This is a genomic window from Nostoc sp. (assembly GCF_036917775.1).
Lineage (GTDB): Bacteria > Cyanobacteriota > Cyanobacteriia > Cyanobacteriales > Nostocaceae > Nostoc.
This window is the reverse complement of sequence record NZ_JBALEQ010000122.1, coordinates 55,604-75,053: the sequence shown is the minus strand read 5'-3', so window position 1 is coordinate 75,053 and position 19,450 is coordinate 55,604. Positions and strand designations below refer to the sequence as shown.

General features: G+C 41.5%; 16 protein-coding genes. 7 read left to right on the top strand and 9 right to left on the bottom strand.

What is annotated here, in order from left to right:
* Positions 1-388 precede the first annotated feature (388 nt).
* Together V7K69_RS25595 and V7K69_RS25590 are read left to right on the top strand one after the other, a co-directional pair.
* On the top strand, positions 389-1,102 hold the full coding sequence (locus tag V7K69_RS25595; RefSeq protein WP_335039582.1) for a hypothetical protein: 714 nt from the start codon (positions 389-391) through the stop codon (positions 1,100-1,102).
* Between the two features lie 42 nt (positions 1,103-1,144).
* Positions 1,145-1,723, top strand: a complete 579-nt coding sequence (locus V7K69_RS25590; RefSeq protein WP_335039580.1) for a Uma2 family endonuclease — start codon at positions 1,145-1,147, stop codon at positions 1,721-1,723.
* 39 nt (positions 1,724-1,762) lie between these two features.
* On the opposite strand, the gene V7K69_RS25585 is transcribed toward V7K69_RS25590, so the two are convergent.
* Both V7K69_RS25585 and V7K69_RS25580 read right to left on the bottom strand, forming a co-directional pair.
* The gene (locus V7K69_RS25585) at positions 1,763-3,484 is read right to left on the bottom strand and encodes a ShlB/FhaC/HecB family hemolysin secretion/activation protein (RefSeq protein ID WP_335039578.1); all 1,722 of its coding nucleotides are present in this window, start codon (positions 3,482-3,484) and stop codon (positions 1,763-1,765) included.
* Between the two features lie 344 nt (positions 3,485-3,828).
* On the bottom strand, positions 3,829-4,194 hold the full coding sequence (locus V7K69_RS25580) for a hypothetical protein (protein ID WP_335039576.1): 366 nt from the start codon (positions 4,192-4,194) through the stop codon (positions 3,829-3,831).
* A gap of 629 nt (positions 4,195-4,823) precedes the next feature.
* Between V7K69_RS25580 and V7K69_RS25575 the strand changes: the two genes are divergently transcribed.
* Positions 4,824-5,519, top strand: a complete 696-nt coding sequence (locus V7K69_RS25575; RefSeq protein WP_114081066.1) for a response regulator transcription factor — start codon at positions 4,824-4,826, stop codon at positions 5,517-5,519.
* On the opposite strand, the gene V7K69_RS25570 is transcribed toward V7K69_RS25575, so the two are convergent.
* Together V7K69_RS25570 and V7K69_RS25565 are read right to left on the bottom strand one after the other, a co-directional pair.
* Positions 5,496-5,738, bottom strand: coding sequence for a hypothetical protein (locus V7K69_RS25570; protein WP_335039573.1), 243 nt, complete (start codon positions 5,736-5,738; stop codon positions 5,496-5,498). The two genes, V7K69_RS25575 and V7K69_RS25570, sit on opposite strands and share 24 nt — an antisense overlap.
* A 401-nt stretch (positions 5,739-6,139) precedes the next feature.
* Positions 6,140-6,424, bottom strand: coding sequence for an Npun_R1517 family heterocyst differentiation transcriptional regulator (locus V7K69_RS25565; RefSeq protein WP_012408225.1), 285 nt, complete (start codon positions 6,422-6,424; stop codon positions 6,140-6,142).
* An 879-nt stretch (positions 6,425-7,303) separates the two neighbouring features.
* Here V7K69_RS25565 and V7K69_RS25560 point away from each other — a divergent pair.
* The 4 genes from V7K69_RS25560 (at position 7,304) to V7K69_RS25545 (ending at position 13,122) form a co-directional block, all read left to right on the top strand.
* The gene (locus tag V7K69_RS25560; protein WP_114081065.1) at positions 7,304-7,669 is read left to right on the top strand and encodes an NAD(P)H-quinone oxidoreductase subunit M; all 366 of its coding nucleotides are present in this window, start codon (positions 7,304-7,306) and stop codon (positions 7,667-7,669) included.
* Between the two features lie 513 nt (positions 7,670-8,182).
* Entirely contained in the window at positions 8,183-10,468 is a 2,286-nt protein-coding gene (locus V7K69_RS25555) for a protein phosphatase 2C domain-containing protein (RefSeq protein ID WP_335039570.1), read from the top strand.
* A 278-nt stretch (positions 10,469-10,746) separates the two neighbouring features.
* Positions 10,747-12,327 carry a CHAT domain-containing protein gene (locus V7K69_RS25550; RefSeq protein WP_335039567.1) on the top strand — a complete coding sequence of 527 codons (1,581 nt, stop codon included), beginning with the start codon at positions 10,747-10,749 and terminating at the stop codon, positions 12,325-12,327.
* Positions 12,328-12,474: 147 nt separating this feature from the next.
* The gene (locus tag V7K69_RS25545) at positions 12,475-13,122 is read left to right on the top strand and encodes a hypothetical protein (protein WP_335039565.1); all 648 of its coding nucleotides are present in this window, start codon (positions 12,475-12,477) and stop codon (positions 13,120-13,122) included.
* Positions 13,123-13,490: 368 nt separating this feature from the next.
* Here V7K69_RS25545 and V7K69_RS25540 read toward each other — a convergent pair whose 3' ends face one another.
* The 5 genes from V7K69_RS25540 to V7K69_RS25520 form a co-directional block, all read right to left on the bottom strand.
* Positions 13,491-14,861 (bottom strand): PrsW family glutamic-type intramembrane protease, encoded by a 1,371-nt coding sequence (locus tag V7K69_RS25540; protein WP_335039563.1) that lies wholly within the window; start codon positions 14,859-14,861, stop codon positions 13,491-13,493.
* Positions 14,862-15,497: 636 nt separating this feature from the next.
* Positions 15,498-15,950 (bottom strand): nitrate reductase associated protein, encoded by a 453-nt coding sequence (locus V7K69_RS25535; RefSeq protein ID WP_335039561.1) that lies wholly within the window; start codon positions 15,948-15,950, stop codon positions 15,498-15,500.
* A 250-nt stretch (positions 15,951-16,200) separates the two neighbouring features.
* Positions 16,201-16,659, bottom strand: a complete 459-nt coding sequence (locus tag V7K69_RS25530) for a phosphate-starvation-inducible PsiE family protein (protein ID WP_335039558.1) — start codon at positions 16,657-16,659, stop codon at positions 16,201-16,203.
* 290 nt (positions 16,660-16,949) lie between these two features.
* The gene (locus tag V7K69_RS25525) at positions 16,950-19,232 is read right to left on the bottom strand and encodes a molybdopterin oxidoreductase family protein (RefSeq protein ID WP_335039557.1); all 2,283 of its coding nucleotides are present in this window, start codon (positions 19,230-19,232) and stop codon (positions 16,950-16,952) included.
* Between the two features lie 18 nt (positions 19,233-19,250).
* Positions 19,251-19,448, bottom strand: coding sequence for a hypothetical protein (locus V7K69_RS25520; protein ID WP_335039554.1), 198 nt, complete (start codon positions 19,446-19,448; stop codon positions 19,251-19,253).
* Positions 19,449-19,450 lie beyond the last annotated feature (2 nt).

The window sequence follows — 19,450 nt, the reverse complement described above, 5'->3', positions numbered from 1 at the left end:
GGCGGATGCTTTCAGGCTGACAAGATAATATTTTTAACCTCTAATTCCATTTGGTCTGCTTTCTCTCATATCGCTTTTAGTCTAAACTCCAGTTGGTAAAGGCAATGCTGGAAATGTTCTAATCAATGCTGCTGGGGATATTGCTTTCACAAATGGTAGTCAAATCAATGCTGCGACATTTGGACAAGGAAATGCAGGTAACGTCACCGTTAATGCTGGCGGGAAATTCTCTCTTCAAGGGATAACTCCCAATGGTTTTAACTTTGACACTGGGATTTTTAGCATAGTCGCAACAGATGCAGGATTCACAGGTAAAGGTGAAGGCGGTAATATTAACGTTACAGCCCGTGATTTATCCCTCAATGGTGCAGCTTTATCTACTGGTAGCTTGGGAGATGGAAATGCCGGAGATATTAACATTAATTCAAGTACTGTACTATTAGATAATAAAGCAGCTATTGCTGCTGTAACTAATTCTGGTGATGGTGGAAATATTAGCTTAACTGCAACAGATTTATTGCTATTGCGTCGTAACAGCAATATCAGCACAACTGCGGGGTTAGCTAAATTAGGTGGTGATGGCGGTAACATCAATATTAATGCTAAATTCATCGTCGCCATTCCCAAAGAAAACAGCAACATTAGCGCAGACACCTTTGAAGGACGCGGTGGAAATGTCGAAATTAACTCGCAAGGTATTTTCGGTATCGAAGCGCAGACAAAGCCAACTGAAAAAAGTGATATTACGGCCAGTTCGGAACTAGGCGTTTCTGGTGTCATAAACATTAACGCACCCGATACCAGTTCCATTCAAAATAGCTTCACCGAGTTATCCCCAGTCATCGACACCAACGCACTCATCGCCAATAGTTGCATTTCACGCGGCACTAAGCGGCAAGAAAACTCTTTTACCATCACAGGTTCTGGTGCTTTGACTCCTAATCGTCCTGGGGTTTTGGTTTCTAACTACACAACTGGCGAGGTGAGAGGTGTAGAAACTACATCTCGTCCTTGGAAGAAAGGCGATGCAATTATCGAACCACAAGGATTATATCGGCTGAATAATGGACAATTGCTATTGAGTCGAGAATGTTCTAATTAGTGTTGATTCGCTAAAATCAAAACAAACTGGAAAAATCTGACTATGGTAGCCATCCCTCAGCAACCGCCAAAAATGACCATTGAGGAATATTTTGTATGGGAACTCCAGCAAGAACTTCGTTACGAATATGTCAACGGCGAAGTTTTTGCAATGACAGGTGGTACAATTCCCCACAATGATATTGCACTTAACTTTTACACAGCTTTACGCCCACATTTACGGGCTAGAGGTTGTCGAGTGAATGTGTCGGATGTAAAAGTACAAGTTACTCCTCAAAGTCCTTATTATTATCCTGATGTTATCGTCAGTTGCGACCCTCAAGACCTGAATGCCCGCAAATTTATTCAAAACCCGAAAATTATTGCCGAAGTTCTCTCCCCAAGTACAAGCGGGAAAGATAGGGACGAAAAATTTACCAATTACCTGAAAATTTCCTCTTTACAAGAATATTTATTGATAGATTCGGAAAAAATTTCCGTCGAACGCTACTGTCGGGGAGAGGGCAAAATGTGGCTTTATTATCCCTACACTGAGGGAGATATGATTACCCTATCCAGCATCGAATTTGAGTTGGCGATCGCAGCACTGTATGAAAGTGTTATTTTTGAAGCAGAAGAATAGCTTGATTTATAGTGCGATCGCTTTTTCTGTAGATGTGCTTCAAAATGGTTGATAGCGGACTGAAAAATTAAAGCCATTATCTTGCAGTGAAGTACCGCGATCGCTTGTGCCCACAAATGGTATACCATAATCTGCACGCAATACCAAGCCGTTAAAAGGTTGCCAGTTTAAGCCGAAACCAATGCTAGCAATGGTTTGTGGATTGGCATTAATACCGCGATTATTCCAAGCTGTGCCGATATCAAAAAAGGGTATTAGTTGTAAAGTTTCCACATTCGATGCTAAGGGAATACGAACCTCCACACCTCCAACTACCCCATTGTCAGCAACAATTTGATTTTGACTATAGCCGCGCACTGTATCAACTCCACCAATACTGATTTTTTCCAGCGAAAGTAAGGAATCAGGAGTAAGTTGAGTGTTAACTTTAGCCAACATCAATATGCGGGGAGATAGCCGTTGCACCCATTGAAATTGTCCTACCCAGGAGAAAAAACGCCCATCAGTACCAGTATCATTGATAGTTGGATCAATTGCATCGATGCCAAAACTAAATTGCGATCGCGCCGCTAAGACACTGTTAGCATTACGTTGTAACCAATCTTGCGAAAAACGAATTACCGTAACTCTTGATTGCCCATCTTCGGGCCCTTCAGTAAACGAGAAGGGAATATCATTGAGGATGTAGGTTTGACTGCGCCGTAAATCGAATGCCAACGAGAGAGCAAATTCGTTGTTTGGCGTGTGGGTTAACGGTTGACGGATATTAAAAGAAAGGGTTTCGGCTTCGCTGCGGATATTTAAGTCACGAAATTCGCTTTCAATAATCCGGCTAGCACTGTTACTATAGCGGACACCAATAGTTCCATCTAGGGCGTTAAAGGGAATAGAATAATTGATATTGTAAATATCTAACCCTTCACTAGCAGCATATTCAGCACTGAATTTATCTCCAAACCCTAAGAAATTATCGTGAGCAATAAAAACACTCCCTTGTTCTGAACCAACGCTAGGTGATTGGTTATTTGCAAAGTTCACCCCAGCATGGAATGGTGGCGATTCGGTAATTGTCACCTGTAAAATATTGCTACCTGGGGTGCTACCTGCGGTTAACTCGGCATTGACTCGTTCAATTACGGGGTCAAGTTGTAATAATTGCAGCGCTTCTTCGAGACGTTTTTGGTTTAAAGGCTTACCCGCCAGGCGTGCAATTCGGGAACGCACATAAGCAGTTTGCAATCTTTGTAACCCTAAAATGGAAATTCCTTCAAGTTCGCCTTCCACAACTTGGATTTGCACAACACCGCTAGCGATATCTTGATTGTTGGGAATAAATGCACCACTGCTGATATAGCCATTATCAACATAGAGTTTGGTGATTTGCGATCGCAGTTGCAATAATTGCTCAAATGTGACGTTTGTATTCTCTAAGGGTTGTTTTAACCTGATGATTTCATCTTTTAAAACAGAATAGCCTGTAATTTTGATTTCTTTGACCAAGAAACTTTCGCCGCTAGGAAAAGTGGTATTGGGTTGATTTTCCTGCTGGCGTGATGGGAATATAGGAACAGTTTGTGCAGGTGGTGTGGGAGTAATACTTGGTGATGGTTGAGAAATGGTTTCTTCCACTTTCCCTGGTGTATCAGGGGGAATTGTTATTCCAGAAGGGGGTGTCGATTGGGCAAATACTGCGATTGGAGTAATGGTGATGCAGGAAACTAATATTAAAAAAAGATTTTGAAATTTAAGACAGGAACTCATTATTTATATATGATGTGTAAAACGTGTAAAAGCTAGTGATAGTGTCTAAAAATTTGCCAGTCGCCATCGGATATCTGAGAGGATAAAATACCTAGATATCTAACCCTATTTGATTTTTGAATAAAACTCAGTATATTTTTATTCCTTCTTAATTTTTCTCACTTAAGAGTTTCATTTTTCAATAAATAATCCAGCAAACGTAATGTTAATAGAGCCTTTATAATTGTGTTTATAGATTTCAACTTAGAAAATAATATTTATTATTTAATTAAAATACCATAATAGTTTTCTTAATGATTGCACTTTTATGCAATCATCAAGAAACCATTTGGAAATCCCTAATATTATCGATATTCGCCTCCGTGACCATAAAAAGTTATTCCATAAGTGCTGCAAAGATTAGCTTCATACATCAGATCATAAGTGCCATCGCTATAAATGGCTTTAACATCATATTTACATTGATTGCTGCTATTGCTAAATGTAATCATGTCAAATGAACCGTTAACAATATCTGAATTGAGAATATTATCATTCCAATATCTAGATTTTGCTGAGGATACATACAGTGCAGTGATCTCTAACTCATTGTTGTTGTAAATCAAGAAATCACGGAGATCATTTGCAAGAGCATTTTGAATAGCTAATGGGACTATTGGGAATGCCAAAGTTGTTACTAAAACAGTATTTTGAACTAGTTTAGAAAGCATAATCAACCTCTCAATATGAGTTAATAAAGATTACAAAATTTTTATCCGCAAGGTTAATGAATTGATGCTTTTTGTGTTTTTTGATTCATTAACCGTTTCTTTAATACTCAGATTAAGGGAAAGGAACTAGGCAAGGCATTCACCATTTATGCACATATACGTGCCTAATTTATATAGTGCGATCGCATAATAGTACCTGTTATCTTGCAGAAAACTGCATATAGGATTTTGTAATGTTGCTCATCAAAAATATAAATATGTCTCACGCAGTCGTTCCCGCTTTCTTGGCTCGACTTTATCCAAAATTAAGAACTCGGTTTTCTTTATCCAGCAAAAACCCTGGCTTTTTGGCAAATAGTTTTTCCACAAATTATCCAATCTTGTAGGGTGGGCAAGATGAGCGCCCAGTTTATGTGGCGCTCATCTTGCCCGCCCCACAATCAATAATTGTATTTTTTTATTTGGAAGTTCCTAAATTTTGCAGTCAGCCCGTTTTTATGAAGGGAGGACGATTACAAAGGTTAAATGTCAACTTTAAAAGTTTTAGGGGCTGTAGAGATAAATCCAGAATGTTCAATGACTGTCAACTTTCGCTAAATTGGAAAAAGGAAAACTCAAGGAAATCTTAAATGTCAGCACAATTGTTACTGGTGGATGATGAACCAGGTATACGGGAAGCCGTGAAAGACTATTTGCAAGAGAGCGGTTTCAGCGTTCAAGTCGCCAGTAACGCCCTTGAAGGTTGGGAATGGATGCAGATGAATACACCTGACTTAGTGATATCGGATGTCATGATGCCCCAAGTGGATGGCTATCAGTTCCTCAAGCAACTGCGAGAAGACCCCCGCTTCCAAGCACTGCCGGTAGTATTTTTAACTGCTAAGGGTATGACTGGCGATCGCATCCAAGGCTATCATGCTGGTGTTGATGCCTATTTACCCAAACCCTTTGATCCTGATGAGTTAGTGGCTATAGTCGAAAATTTACTAGCCCGCCGCGATGCTAAGGCTAAAACTACAGGAGATGACGCTGAAACACCCGATCTTGCTGAATTAGCCAATCAGATTGCCCAAATTAAAGCATTATTAACCCAAAGAAATGCCATTTCCCAATCGCCAGCCCCTTTTAAAATTGATTTGACTCCTAGAGAACAAAGTGTTTTAAACTTGGTCGCTGAAGGGTTGATGAATAAAGAAATCGCCCGTCGTTTGGAAACCAGCGTCCGCAATGTAGAAAAGTACGTCAGCCGTTTATTTAGTAAAACTGGCACTAATAGCCGTACAGAGTTAGTTCGTTTTGCTCTAGAACACGGTCTGGCTAAATAGGTATTGGGCATGGGGCAAAAGAGGCAGAGGTGCAGGGGGCAAAAGAGACAGAGAGGCAAGGGGGCAGGGGAGAAAATGAATTACCTCTTTCTCCTCTGCTCCCTGCTCCCTTGCTTCTTCCTTATCTCCCTCATCTTCCCCTGCCTCCTGCCTCTGGGTAATTAGTAATAGGTAACTGGCTGCCAAACCATAACCTAATACTGGTAATAGATAAAACATAAGTATTTCAGCAGATCAGGCACTTAGCTAAAGTAAAAAGCTAAAAGCAAGGTTATTTTATGTTTACTTTGGTCTTTTAGGTTTTTATTGGATTTGCGCCTGTTGTCCAATTTCCCATCTGTAAAGACACAGGTTTTTTCTTCCTGCAATTTGATAAAAACTCGGTAAAATGCACCCGGTTGAGTTGACTCTCAGATTCTACCAGTACCCTTTGCTACAAAGTTTTTTAATAGAGGAAACTGTTCCTGGGACTTTGTGCTGCTAAATAAGACTTTCACAAAGTAGAAATCACAATATTTTGATGAATTCTACTTGCTGCTTAGTTTTTATTGCAACGGGGCTATGGGATCAACATTTGATTTGATGCCCAATTAATGCTTCTCATTACTTAAATTACACCTTTAAGTTGGTGGATTTTCAGCAGCATTACGCAAGCGCATAAGCTGACGTCGCATTTGAGGTGAAGCTTTAAACTCAGACACTTCCTGCGCTTTAACGGACGCTTGTAGCGTCTCTAGAAAGTCATCAGAACCTTCGGTTAAAGCATCAAGTAGCACTTGTAAGAGTTGCTCGCGATCGCTCAATAGACTCTTTTCCTCAATCAACCGGAATTTGAGATGGATTTCGCACTCATAAACACCTACTTCGAGATTATTTATCTGGCGTGGTAATGCTTTGGAGTTCATAACTATTGAGATTCCTTTACTTGGTTGTCATGAGGGTAAGGAGGTAGATGTCCAGCAAAAATTCTTTATATCTCTTTTGAATCCAAAGTGCTTGAATTAAGAATTTTTCTTCATCAATCACTTTTGTAATCCATTTCACTCTCCTGTGTTTTATTTACAAGCTAAATTTTCACTGTCTAGATTTTGATGTTCCTGTGCCAGATGTAGCTTATGGTAAGCCATAACTATTATTCAGTTTTTAAGATTCTACACAATAAAGTTTCTGTAAGAAGTTGTTCAACCTTTTTAAAGCTTTTTACATCAACTTTATGTGAACGTCAATAACAGTTGGACTTGTTACTTTAATTTTAGTGTTTATACGTAAGTAAAATCGCTTAATTTTTTTGAACTTATTACAGCCAGAGGTCGATGTAGCACTATTCAGTAAAATTACTTGATGTACGTTTTTTGCAATAGAAAATTCCGAAGAAATTGGTGAGCAGAATTATTAAGGTAAAAACTTTTGTTCTCTAGAAAAAAATGTACACAGATCAAATTATTCCTTGTGAGTGCTTTATCTTACTGGCTTTTAGGCTTTATGAGTAAGAAAATCCTAGCAGTAGTTAAGATTCACACACCACTTTATTTGTTTGTATACCCTAAATGAAAAAGTAATTTTTACAGAAAAATAATTGGACTACTGTCAGTACTAGCTGCTAAATGTGTCTTCAACTTATAACAGAAGTAGTAAGTTAACCAGTACAGGTGATATTTTTACTTATGCTCATTCAATATACCCTTTTGAAACTGCGTTCAAAGCTTGTAAATTGAGAGCATTCAAGCTTGAATATAGCGTTTACAATAATTTCAGTGTAATCCACCCAAATCTTACACCCTTTTATGGATAACCCGATGCTGCTCAAGTCCACAACCCGTCATGTCCGCATTTTTGCAGGCGAAATTGACCGGGATGGCGACCTAGTTCCAAGTCAACAGGTCTTAACGTTAGATATTGACCCAGATAACGAATTTAACTGGAATGAAGACGCGCTGCAAAAAGTTTATCGAAAATTTGATGAACTAGTAGAAGCATCCAGTGGCGCAGACCTCACGGATTATAATTTGCGCCGTGTGGGGTCAGACTTAGAGCATTATCTGCGATCGCTCCTGCAAGGCGGCGAAATCAGCTACAATCTGTCTGCGCGCGTTACCAACTACAGCATGGGAGTCCCCCAAGTTGCAATTGACGACAAACAAGTAAGCTAAAAAGTTGCTAGGAGTCCGGCTGAACCCTTCCGACAATTCAAGCAACTCATCAGCAAAAGCCGACGAAAAATCCCCCTTACCGACGTGGAAGGGGGAATATCATCCGGTACTTTTGCCAAAACTATATTTGCTATTCTTAATTCTTAATTAAAGTTAATTGTTGCTATCCTACTTATAAACTAAATAAATGCCAACATTCTCTGCCTCTTGATGATGCGATAATTCAGCAAAAGCTTGGGGCACAGTTATGGTTGGGTTATGCTTTGTTAACAGGGTTGGAGCTAGTTGCTTTGGCGATTGAGAGTCACAGAGCAATAGAAGCTATGATGAGGCTGGAGGGTTGACTTAGAAGCGTGTTTTTTAGATAAGTTAAGTATTAGCACCTGCTGATATCCGCCAGCTAAAATCATCATCTAAAGTCTGGGTATGTCAATTTTAAGAAAGATGAGCGGTCTAGATTGTCCCTAATAATGCTGTTAAAGAAATTGCCAATCGCTGATCGGTGCGAAAATTATGGAAAATGACGCGGCAACGCTCTACTGTCCAAATGAAAATTGTCAGGCTGCCAACCCCCTGACTCACAAGTTTTGCCAGCGATGTTCCACGCCCTTACCCAAAAATTATCTCTGGGCTGTGGTAGATGGCCCAAGTGTGGGTAGCCCTGGAGAAATATTAGCCGATCGCTATTTAGTCGTTGATAAATTTATTCTTTTAGATACGAAACCTGGTTTCTTAGCGCTAACACCTGAGTTAGAGAATTTACAGCCTCTAAGAGCTTACCTGAGACTCATTCCCTATCGCTTACACGTACCACAGGTATATGGAGTCATTTTTATAGCTGACGGATCTTCCCAGGAAAGAGAAATATTACTCTTAGAAAAACCGCCACTATTTAAACCGCCACTATTAGTAGATGACACAATCCAAGTGTGTTTGGGCAGCGAGTTAACCACCGCTTGGCGTGATGCAACATCGATGCGCCAACTCAATTGGTTATGGCAAATAGCTCATCTGTGGCAACCTCTAGCAAGTGAAGGTGTTGCTTCTAGCTTGCTTGACTCATCTGTATTACGGGTAGAAGGATCGTTAGTGCGGTTGTTGGATTTGCGTTTCGACAGCGAAATATCACCAGAATTGCCGCAGTTAGGTGAATTTTGGCAGCAGTTGGTACATGAAGCCAAACCAGCCATAACTGAATTTGTTGAGCAGGTTAGCCTTTCTTTAATTCAGGGAGAGATTAACTCAACTGACCAATTGATTACAGTTTTAGATCAGGGACTGGCTGGGTTAGGGCGATCGCAAACGCCTACGATCAAAATTATCACCAAAACCGACACTGGCCCAAGTCGCCAACGCAACGAAGATGCCTGTAGCCCTCCCAGTGGAACTCTGATCAGCAAACCACCCCAGCCAACAGCTTTAGCAATCGTCTGTGATGGCATCGGTGGTCACGAAGGTGGCAATGTCGCCTCAAATTTAGCCATTGAAACGATCCAGCAGCAGGTACAGCAATTAACAAAAGTTCCCTACGACCACATAGACCCCTCACTACTGCTGAATGACCTAGAAAAAGCAGTGGCAATTGCCAATGACAAAATTAGTCAGCGCAATGACAGTGAAAATCGCCAAGGGCGGCAGCGCATGGGCACGACTTTAGTCATGGCATTGCCTGTTGCACACGAAATGTACATTACCCATGTAGGTGATAGTCGTGCTTACTGGATTACCCGCCAAGGCTGTTATCAAGTTACTCTTGATGATGATGTCGCTTCCCGCGAGGTGCGGCTAGGCTATGCCATTTACCGCGATGCTGTACAACAAAGTTCTGCTGGCTCTCTCGTCCAGGCTTTGGGTATGGGGCCCAGCACTTCATTGCATCCCACCTCGGCACGGTTTATGCTCGACGAAGATGCGATTTTTCTGCTCACATCCGATGGTTTGAGTGATTTTGATCGGGTGGAGGAATACTGGGAAACAGAAATTTTGCCAATTCTAGTTGGGGAAGCAAACATCGCCAATGTTGCCGATAGATTAATCGAAATCGCTAATACTAAAAACGGACACGATAATGTCACCATCGCTTTAGTTCATTATCAAGTCCAATATTGGGAACCAGAAATTACCATCAAAGCCTTCATTCCAGAGAGTTATTCTGCCAAAACTGTTGATTTGGCATCCAGGGCAACAGATGCAACCCTTTTAGGTAGCCCAAACCACAAAACTCAGGTGATTCCCGACACTGAACCTGCTAAAAATCGCCAATTACCGCTACAGTGGATTGTTCCTTTAATAATTGTGGTAATAGCAGGCTCTTTAGGATTGTTGGTGAAGGAATTGCAATCGCCATCAGGCTTATTTCCATTTCTTCCCAATCCCACAGCAACTCAAAAGCCTACCACCCAAGCAACACCCGTAGCGCGATCGCTTGATAACCTTTCTCCTGGCTGGGTAATTCAAACCAACAAGGAAATCCCCTTGAGAAATAAACCATCGCTTCCCCCTGGAGCATTTTTACAAGTTATCAACACAAATCCAAATCCCAACCCTGCTTCTGGAAATCTTTCGGTTTCTATGCGAGTCTGTCCAAGCAAAAACACGCCAACTCCAGCTAATACTAATAAACCAGCAGTAACTTCCTCAGTTCCACCCAATTTGAAACCTTTACCGGAACCAGTATTGCTGGACTTATCCCAACTAAAACGCTTTGGTGTATCTGTCTTACAATCAGATGTAGCAAATCCCTGTTCCACCGTCACGCAACCGCCAGCTACTCCATCATCTGACACCAGTCCAACTTAATCAAATACTCGATAAACTGGTAAAAACCTGGAATAATAACAAGTAACAATCAAAGTAAAAAACTTACAAGGTCAAAAAATAGAAAATTTTCACCTTGAAGAATTGTTATTTTAAATTATCAAGAAAGGCAGGAGGACGTTCGGCGATCGCTCAGTCGAGCCGCAGAGGGCAGTTCTTCTTGAAGAAAAACTACCTGATGTTCGTGGACTTGCTTGCCGCCGGCGCTATCCTACCTCCTGCCTCCTTCCATTGTTTTTAGCTTTGAGTTTTATGAATCCATGCCATCCCTGAATTTGGCGATCGCCCGTCTCTTAAACACTGGCACTGACAACTTCGCCATTTGGGTGGTCAAGGCTCCCTATCCCAGTGGCTACGTTTTACGTGACTGTGTATGGCCTGTTGAACTCAATCAAGTCTGGCAAGAATGGCAGCAGATGTTTGCTGGCCATAGTCGGCTAGATATTTCCCCAAACTCAACATCTCAAAAGTCGAACCAATTCTCCATCGATTTGATTTCGCCGCCTTCTGGTCAAACCACTGGGCCTTACAGCAGTCGTCTGATGCAATACTTGGGAATGAATTTATGGCGGTGGGTATTTGACGGGCAAATTCTCGGTAGTCTAGAACGCAGTCGTGGGATTGCTATGGGTCAGCATACACGTTTGCGCTTTCGGCTAGAAATTCGTGACCCTGATCTGATCGCTCTCCCTTGGGAAATTATGCAGCGTGAACCTGGTCAATCAGCAATGTCTCTCTCCCAAGATTTGCTATTTAGTCGTACCAGCAGCGAAGTTGACCCATTACCGTATTTGCGAACTGACCAGGCTTTAAGTATTTTGCTGGTTTTAGGTCATGATGAAAAGCTGCAACTAGAACAAGAAGCGGCTATTTTACAGCAAAGTCTTGTAGATACACCTGGGGACGGTAATTCTCAAAGATATGCACCTTGTATAGTAAATAAACTTATACAACCAACTCCACAAGAGTTGATTCAAGAATTAGAAACCAAAGTATATAACGTTTTCTTTTACGCTGGACATGGTTTGCCAGGAGCAGATGGAGGATTACTGTTTTTGCGACCAGATATGCCCTTGAATGGGATAGAATTGGCGCAAGTTTTGACCCGTACAGGTGTGAAACTAGCACTTTTCAACGCCTGTTGGGGCGCACAACCAGCTGCTATCAATCATCAAGCCATACCTGCCAGTAGTTTAGCCGAAGTACTGATTCGTCATGGTGTACCTGCCGTTTTGGGGATGCGCGATGAAATCGCCGATCACGAAAGCCACAGTTTTATTCAAGCGTTTACTGAAGCTTTGCGATCGCACAAACCCATAGATGAAGCCGTATCACTGGCTAGGCAAGAGTTATTAACACTGTATAAATTTAATCAACCCGCTTGGACTTTACCTGTTCTCTACCTGCATCCAGATTTTAATGGCGAACTCATTAAAAATCTAGATGAAGGTATTACCGAACTGCCAGACACAGCCATTCCTGATATCGGTTCACCGCTTCCGACTGCTTCGTTGCGATCGCTCACTCCCAAAGGTAAAACCTGGTTGTTGCGTTATGGAGTTACCCGTATTGGTCGCACGAAAGATAATGATATTGTCATCGCCGAACCATCTGTATCCAAACGCCACGCCGAAATCTTCTGCCGTAATACTCTTACTGATGCTACATTGGTACGAACTTATTATTTGCAAGATTTTTCCACTTATGGTACAACCTGGTTTTTAGGCCCTAATGGATGGCAACAAATCCTCCGAGAGGAAGTACCACTGAAATCGGGAATGCAGTTAAAGTTTGGAAGTGCTAGAGGTGAAACCTGGGAGTTTATTATTGAAGACTCCTAGTATAGCTATTGCATAAGTAAATTTTCATGCTTAACATCAGCTTTTAAAATCTATTTTCCCCAGAGAAAAAATCAACTATTTTTGCGGAAATCTCTTGTAAGGAATTGTAGTTGTCAATACCACCAAATAATCGGGAGACAATAAAAAATGGCTAAAAAAATTAATGGCTCAGACACCTTCTCTTCTTTGCCATCTCAAGTAGATTTAGATTTATTAGAAGCGCTACTAGAACCAGACGATGCTACCTATCCCTGGAATCCAGCTGATGAAGAATCAGAAGCTTATTTTCAGGAATTAGAACAACAGTTTGGAATGCAAGATTTACTTGAGGAAGAACTGACAACGCGATCGCAAGATTTTTATAGCAATCTGGATACACTTTGGTCTAATATCTCCCTTACGTCAAGCTATAATGACAATTCCCAACAGGCACTAGTGCTGAATCTTCAAGAAACACTACGTAGAACTTTTGCTGCCTGTATCCCCCAAACATTGCTCAATACCATTGCCCAGAGAGCTGCTGAGATTTTTGCTGCCCAGCAATCAATGGGTGAACAATTAGTTGAGTGCGTTCAGACAGTGTTACCAACTTGGGGAACAGAGGATCTTTTAGTTTTAGCTCGTCCTTTTGCTTACGCCATGCGAAGTAGCGAATCAAAAAACGCGGCATCTGCCATAAGTAATCTTAACAATAGCGAGTGGACAGCTTTATCAGAAGTAGAGAAAGCAAAGGTCACTTTAGCGATCGCTTCTTATGCTTTTACTCAACTCAACCAGTCTCAGTCTGAACTATAAAATCGGTAATCAGTGAAAGTTGATCGGTAACGGCCAATAGAAAAAGTAGAGAAAGCCAAAATCTTTTCATCATGCGCTGTGTTCGCATAGCCCACGCTTTGTAATCGCTATACGTTCAGCGTCATCTCTTGCGAAGATGTTGATTTACATTATGCAGAGGCGCAAAAAAGAGTCGAAAATCAAGACTTTTGTAAGAAGTTAAAGGATTTTTATTTTTTAGGCATAGTTATCCCAGAGTAAATTTACAATACGCTTATTTTCTAACTAGGCCATCTATCCAAAGATATAAATATTCAAATTATCCCTTGCTCCCCCTGCTCCTCCTGCTCCTCTGCTCCTCTGCTTCCTGATTCCAGCTTCTTCATCTCTTATTTTGGGCCTAGAAATCGGGTAGCGAAATTTTGCGATCGCGTAGGTGATAGCGCCCTGGCCTTGAGGATTGCCGCCATCAAAAAGGCGTAAGATAACACCCCAACAACTACCAACAGCAAGGCATTAATGGATCCTGTCGCATTCCACAGAGCATGGAGCGCAGCAGCACTAAGATAACCAATAGAAAGAATTTGCCAACTTCTACTGGGCTTGAGAACAGCCAACCCGATAAAATAGCCCAGGTAGCCACTATAAGCCATGTGTCCCGCTACAGAGCCTAAAATTCTCGGAATTAGCAGTTGTAAACCCGCTAGTTGACCAGCAGCGCCTATGCCTACCTGCTGTGCAATATCGGGCACATATTGTCCAAGAGTTTCCAATAGAGTGAAACCCACAGCAGAAGCCGTTCCCAGGAGAATACCATCTAGGGGTTCCCAAACGCCGATCCTTTCCCGCCAAGGCGAAGATAACATTCTACCGATGGCAAATGCCCCTAACACAGGTAATGCCTTAAGTAATTCCTCCATCAACCCAGCACCAAAAAACATCCGTACCAGTAACTCTGTGAAGGTGGTAGATTCTTGGGGTGAGGGCAAGTTTCCCGGAAGAATACCGCGAAACACGAAAATAAATAGATCCAACAGTGGACTGAGTAAAATCAACGTTGTACTCAATGCCGCACCCATTAGCACCCACCAAGGCTTTTGTTTACCGCAAAGTTGGTAAACAAAATAGTAGGCAGCGAAGGCAATATAAGTTGCAACGATAATTTGATTAGCTTGGGGCTGACCGACTGTAGCAAACATTAACACTACAAAGATTACGGTCAGTATTCCCGGTACGAGATAAGCTTTCCGAGTTAAATCTTTACCAGTAGAAATAATCGGGAAAAGCTGAGTGAAGCTAACAGAATCTGGCTGCTTTAATTGCGTGTGTCCGTGGTAGTTTGTTGCCGAAGGTAATGGTGTAACTTGGTTAACGGTTGTGGCTGGAGCTTGGTAAGTAAATTCGTACTCAAAAACGTATTGCGGACCATCAGCACCTAGAGAAATGCGATCACCTGGGTGCAATTCCTGACATTCATACAAGCGTTGTCCATTCAAATAAGTACCATTAGCACTATTTAAATCACAAAGCACCCAGCTGAATTTGCTATCTGGCGATAAAGAGAGGGGACGAACCACCGCATGACGACGAGATACCATCCGGTACATCATGGCATCCAAGACAACTTGGCAGCTGGGGTCGCGTCCAATTACCATCTCTTTGCTGGGGGGCAGCGAGTAGCGAGATTCTGATCCAGAAGCTGCCCCATTACCAGACACTAGCCGCAGAAATGCATTATGTCTTGCGTTTTTGCCTGTCATCGAGTTAGTGTGCGTTTCTAAACTAATTCTTCTTCATATAATTTGGCAGCAGGACTAACCTTAGCCACATTAACAGCAGCATTGCTAAATCCACTATAGCTTCACTTACTGCTAAGAAATTTAAAATTCTAGAAGGGAAATTTCAAATTGTTTCACCTAATGTTAATAAGTATTCCATGTACTGAGAGTTTGTCCTAAATAAGCTTGTCATGCGGATGAATCAGACTATATGGTTTGTCTGCTTTTGACATCCTAGCGGTAAATTTCATCCAAAGCAATTTATCAAAAAACAGTAGTTTTTACTGCATTTAGTTTCATTTAGAAAATATATAATTTCTGGTGGTCTGTTGCGAGCTAGTATGGTCTTCTTCCAAAGGGAGAGGGTTAGCGCTTTTCCTTCTCTACGAGAGGCCGCGCCCTAAGCAAAGCTATGCCGCAGGCTTTACAGAACGCTCTGCGAACGCAAAGCGTCTTGGTAAAGAAGGGAGTTTCCCCATGAGTAATCGAGCGTCCGTATGAGTGTCACCTTAAAGGTCAGCTGTTTTTGACACATTACAGCACTAACTCGGCGATAATGTATCATTTCATGATAGCAAGTTAACAAAGTGTAATGCACTGAACACTTTTATTCTGTAATTAAAGCAGATTAAATTCTGCGATCGCTATGGGAAAGTTTTTGCTTTCATGTCCTGGGCGACTGAGTTTAATCAGGGCAAAACGCTGTAAGGGCGTTAAAGCTTCCCAATGTTGCAGTGTCAGGTTTACACCTATTTCTTGAGCTTTTTCCTGGAGGCTAGGTGGTACAGCGCTAGAGTCTAGCCATACAGGATGTAGCTCGATGGGTAATTCTGTAGCTGGTATACCCGTGCGTTGTAAAATTAATTGTTGGATATTTTCACGGTAAGACTGAATTTCAGTTTCTGTTGTACAAGGTAAATCGACTAAAGCTTGACGCTCGGCTGTAGTCATTTGATTCCAATCAGACAATTTTAGCTTAATGCCACAAGTATCTAAATTGCAGCGCACCTGCATCGGGATACAACGCAGGGAATCAACAAATTCTGCTTCAAATTGAAAAAAATTTGTCATAGTCAAGTATTCAAACTTCGATTATTTAAAATTAACGATTTTATACGATAAATAGTTTTTTATATTTCAGTTACACAAATTGGTAATTAAAAATAAGACTTAAGTAGCGATCGCACGTTAATAATTTATCCAAAATGGAGTTTTATTTGTTCTTAATTATCCCGTATACTCTATTGTTTTTGGGTAGATTCAGACTAAACTATATCTCCCTAAATATTATACCCGAAAACATCTTAATCAAGCTCTATTGTTAACGAGTATTTCTGTCATTACTGAGCCGAATTATCAAGTAACTAATTGAGAGGGCGAGAATAGCAATTCCTAAACCAATTATATCAATACCTGAAACTTTTTCTAAATCAAGAATGATAATTTTTCTGGCAACGGCAATTAAAGAAGTGACAATAACTAATTCAACTTGAAAAACGTGCTTTCGCAAATAAGCTGTGATATTTTCTAAGATTTCTAAAGCGATTAAAATATTCAAAAACAGCCCAAAAATCTTATACAAGGTTGTGTTAAACTTAGCGTAAGGAGCTGTCAATAACTCTTTAAAAATAAAAACTGCTAAGTCTCCGATCGCAACCAAAATTACAACTACCATAAAAATAGATAGAACTTTAGAAACTAGCACCTCAATGTTTTCAATGATGTGCATGAAGTTCTCATCTTTGGTAGCTCCAAGAATTTGCCTCATTAACTTTTTCATTTGCTGCACCTGATTTTTAAATAAAAGAAAATCCTATAGATAAATCTAGAGGATTAAAAAAAAGATGATTTTTAAGTTTACTATCTGATTTTTATTCTTTCCCATAGCTTAACTCGGTGCTAGTAAAACCTCTGCTTACTAGAAATCTAGCCTCTTTATATATAGTAGTTGCTATGAGTCAAGAGTAGAGAGCCATAAAAATTTATAATCACTATTAGTTATTTATTATTGACTAAATTACCTATTAGTGATTGATTGTTAATTACCTCTTTATAAATACACTTTGCAGCTTACCATTGTGATGACTGGAGTTGATAATCTTTGACTGCAACTTCTACAGAAATTGGAATCAGCTGCACAGCACAGGCTTTTAATTCTGGTTGCAGCGAATCTGGGCAAGATTCTGGATGGGTGAGGGCGTTAGCTTCGGCATTATCAGCCCACAATGAACCCCAGTGCATAGGGACAAAAACTGTACCCGGTGCGATCGCTTTTGTCACTTTAGCAGGAAATTGAGCTTTACCACGACGCGATCGCACTTGCACACACTGGTTATCTAAAATACCTAATTTTGCAGCATCACGGGGATGAATTTCGATAAACGGTTCGGGGTGCATTTTGCAAATTTTTTCAATGCGACCGGTGCGTGTCAGGGTGTGCCAATGTCCGTAAAGTCGCCCATTCGTTAGCACAAAAGGATAATCTGGGTCTGGTGGTTCTGCCAATCCCTTTGAGTAATATGCCCCAAATTGAGCGCGTCCATCAGGGGTATGAAAGCGTAAATCAGTGTAGAGCCGTTTTCCTGTTCTGAGTGTATGGTACTTACGCTGCTTCTCAGCTTCTTTGTCAGAAAAAGTTTCTTCTTCTGGCTGAGAACTTAAAATTCCTGTCTCAGTATCGATAAATAGTGATTCTACTTTCTTTTCTGGGTAAGGCCATTGAGTTGAGCCTTGTGTCAATTGCTCATGACTGATACCTGTCATATCGCAAGGGCGATTTTGAGTTAATTGGACGAATTCAGCATAAACCTCAGCCGAGTTAGCAAAGGCGAACTCTTTTTCAAAACCTAATCTGCGTCCAACTTCGGCGAAAATTTCCCAATCTGCCTTAGCTTCTCTTGGCGGTTGGCGGAATGCTTGACACAAAGTTACCACCCGTTCGGAGTTTGTCATCACACCAGTTTTTTCACCCCACTGGGCTGCTGGTAGCAAAACGTGAGCATAGGCAGAGGTTTCTGTGGGATAATAAGCATCTTGGTAAATGGTAAAAGGCGATCGCAACAACGCCTTCTTAGTTCGCTCCAAATCTGGCATACTTACAGCTGGATTAGTAGCTGCAATCCACAATAACCCGACAGCATCATTTTCCAAGCCAGTAATCATATCCCAAGCAGTCAAACCGGGATTGGGTGAAATCTGTCCTGGTTTAAGTCCCCAAAATTCCTCAACTTCTGCCCGGTGCTGGGGATTTTTCACTACCCGATAACCAGGTAATAAATGCGCCAAACCACCGGCTTCCCTTCCTCCCATTGCGTTTGGTTGTCCGGTAAGGGAAAAAGGGCCAGCCCCAGGTTTGCCGATTTGTCCAGTCATCAGATGCAGGTTGATGATAGTTCTTACCTTGGCTGTCCCTTCTGACGATTGATTTACACCCATTGACCACAAAGACAGTACTCGTTGTGATTTCCCCCAATAGTGTGCTGCTGTTTCTAAATCTTCAATACTGATTCCGCATTGACGGGCCACGACTTCCGGCGGATAGTGGCGAATCACCTCAGCATAAGCCGGAAAGTTACTGGTGCAGTCGTCCATGAACATGGTATCGATGTAGTTCCAGCGCATCAATAAGTGGGCGATGCCGTTCAACAAATCGATATCTGTACCGGGACGAATGGCTAAATGTAAGTCGGCGGCTTCTGCGGTTGGTGTGCGTCGGGGATCAACCACAATCATTTTGACCTTGCGGTTCTTTTTGTGATATTTCTCCAGTCGGTTAAAAACGATGGGATGACATTCGGCTGTATTAGTGCCAATTAAAAATGCACAGTCAGTTAACTCTAGGTCTTCATAGCAACAGGGCGGGCCATCTGCGCCAAAGCTTTGAATGTAGCCAGCCACAGCACTAGACATACATAAACGCGAGTTGGCATCAAAATTATTAGTACCTAGACAGCCTTTCATGAGTTTCTGGGCTATGTAGTAGTCCTCGGTTTGAAACTGACCGGAACCATACATACATAAGGCTTCTGGCCCTTGGGTGAAGCAGACTGTTTGAATGCGCTGTGTAATGAGACTAAAAGCTTCATCCCAACTAACGCGCCGAAACTCTTGATCTAAAGAGTCTCGCATCATTGGGTAATGTAATCTATTTTTATCTAAAGATTCTGCGATCGTTGCGCCTTTGACACAAACCATTCCTTGGCTAGATGGATGGGCTTTATCGCCGCGCACCCGCCAAGTTGGATTTCCTTGGCTATCTCGATTAGTTGCTTTGCCAAGTTGGGCTGAAGGTGAAACTTCTAGTCCACAACCAACACCACAGTAGGGACAAAGAGTTTTGGTAAATTCACTCATGGCAGTTGTACCATTTTGTTATTTGGATTGTGCAACCTCAGATGTAGCGACAGGTTGAGATATTTGTGTGTTATGCAAAAACTCTTTGAAACTCTTCTTTCTTGGCGTTCTTGGCGCTCTTGGCGGTTCGATAAATAACGAACCGCCAAGACGCAGAGAGCGCAGAGAAAAGATGAAGTGTTTAAATCTGATAGGTATCACTACTTCATCCTTCATCT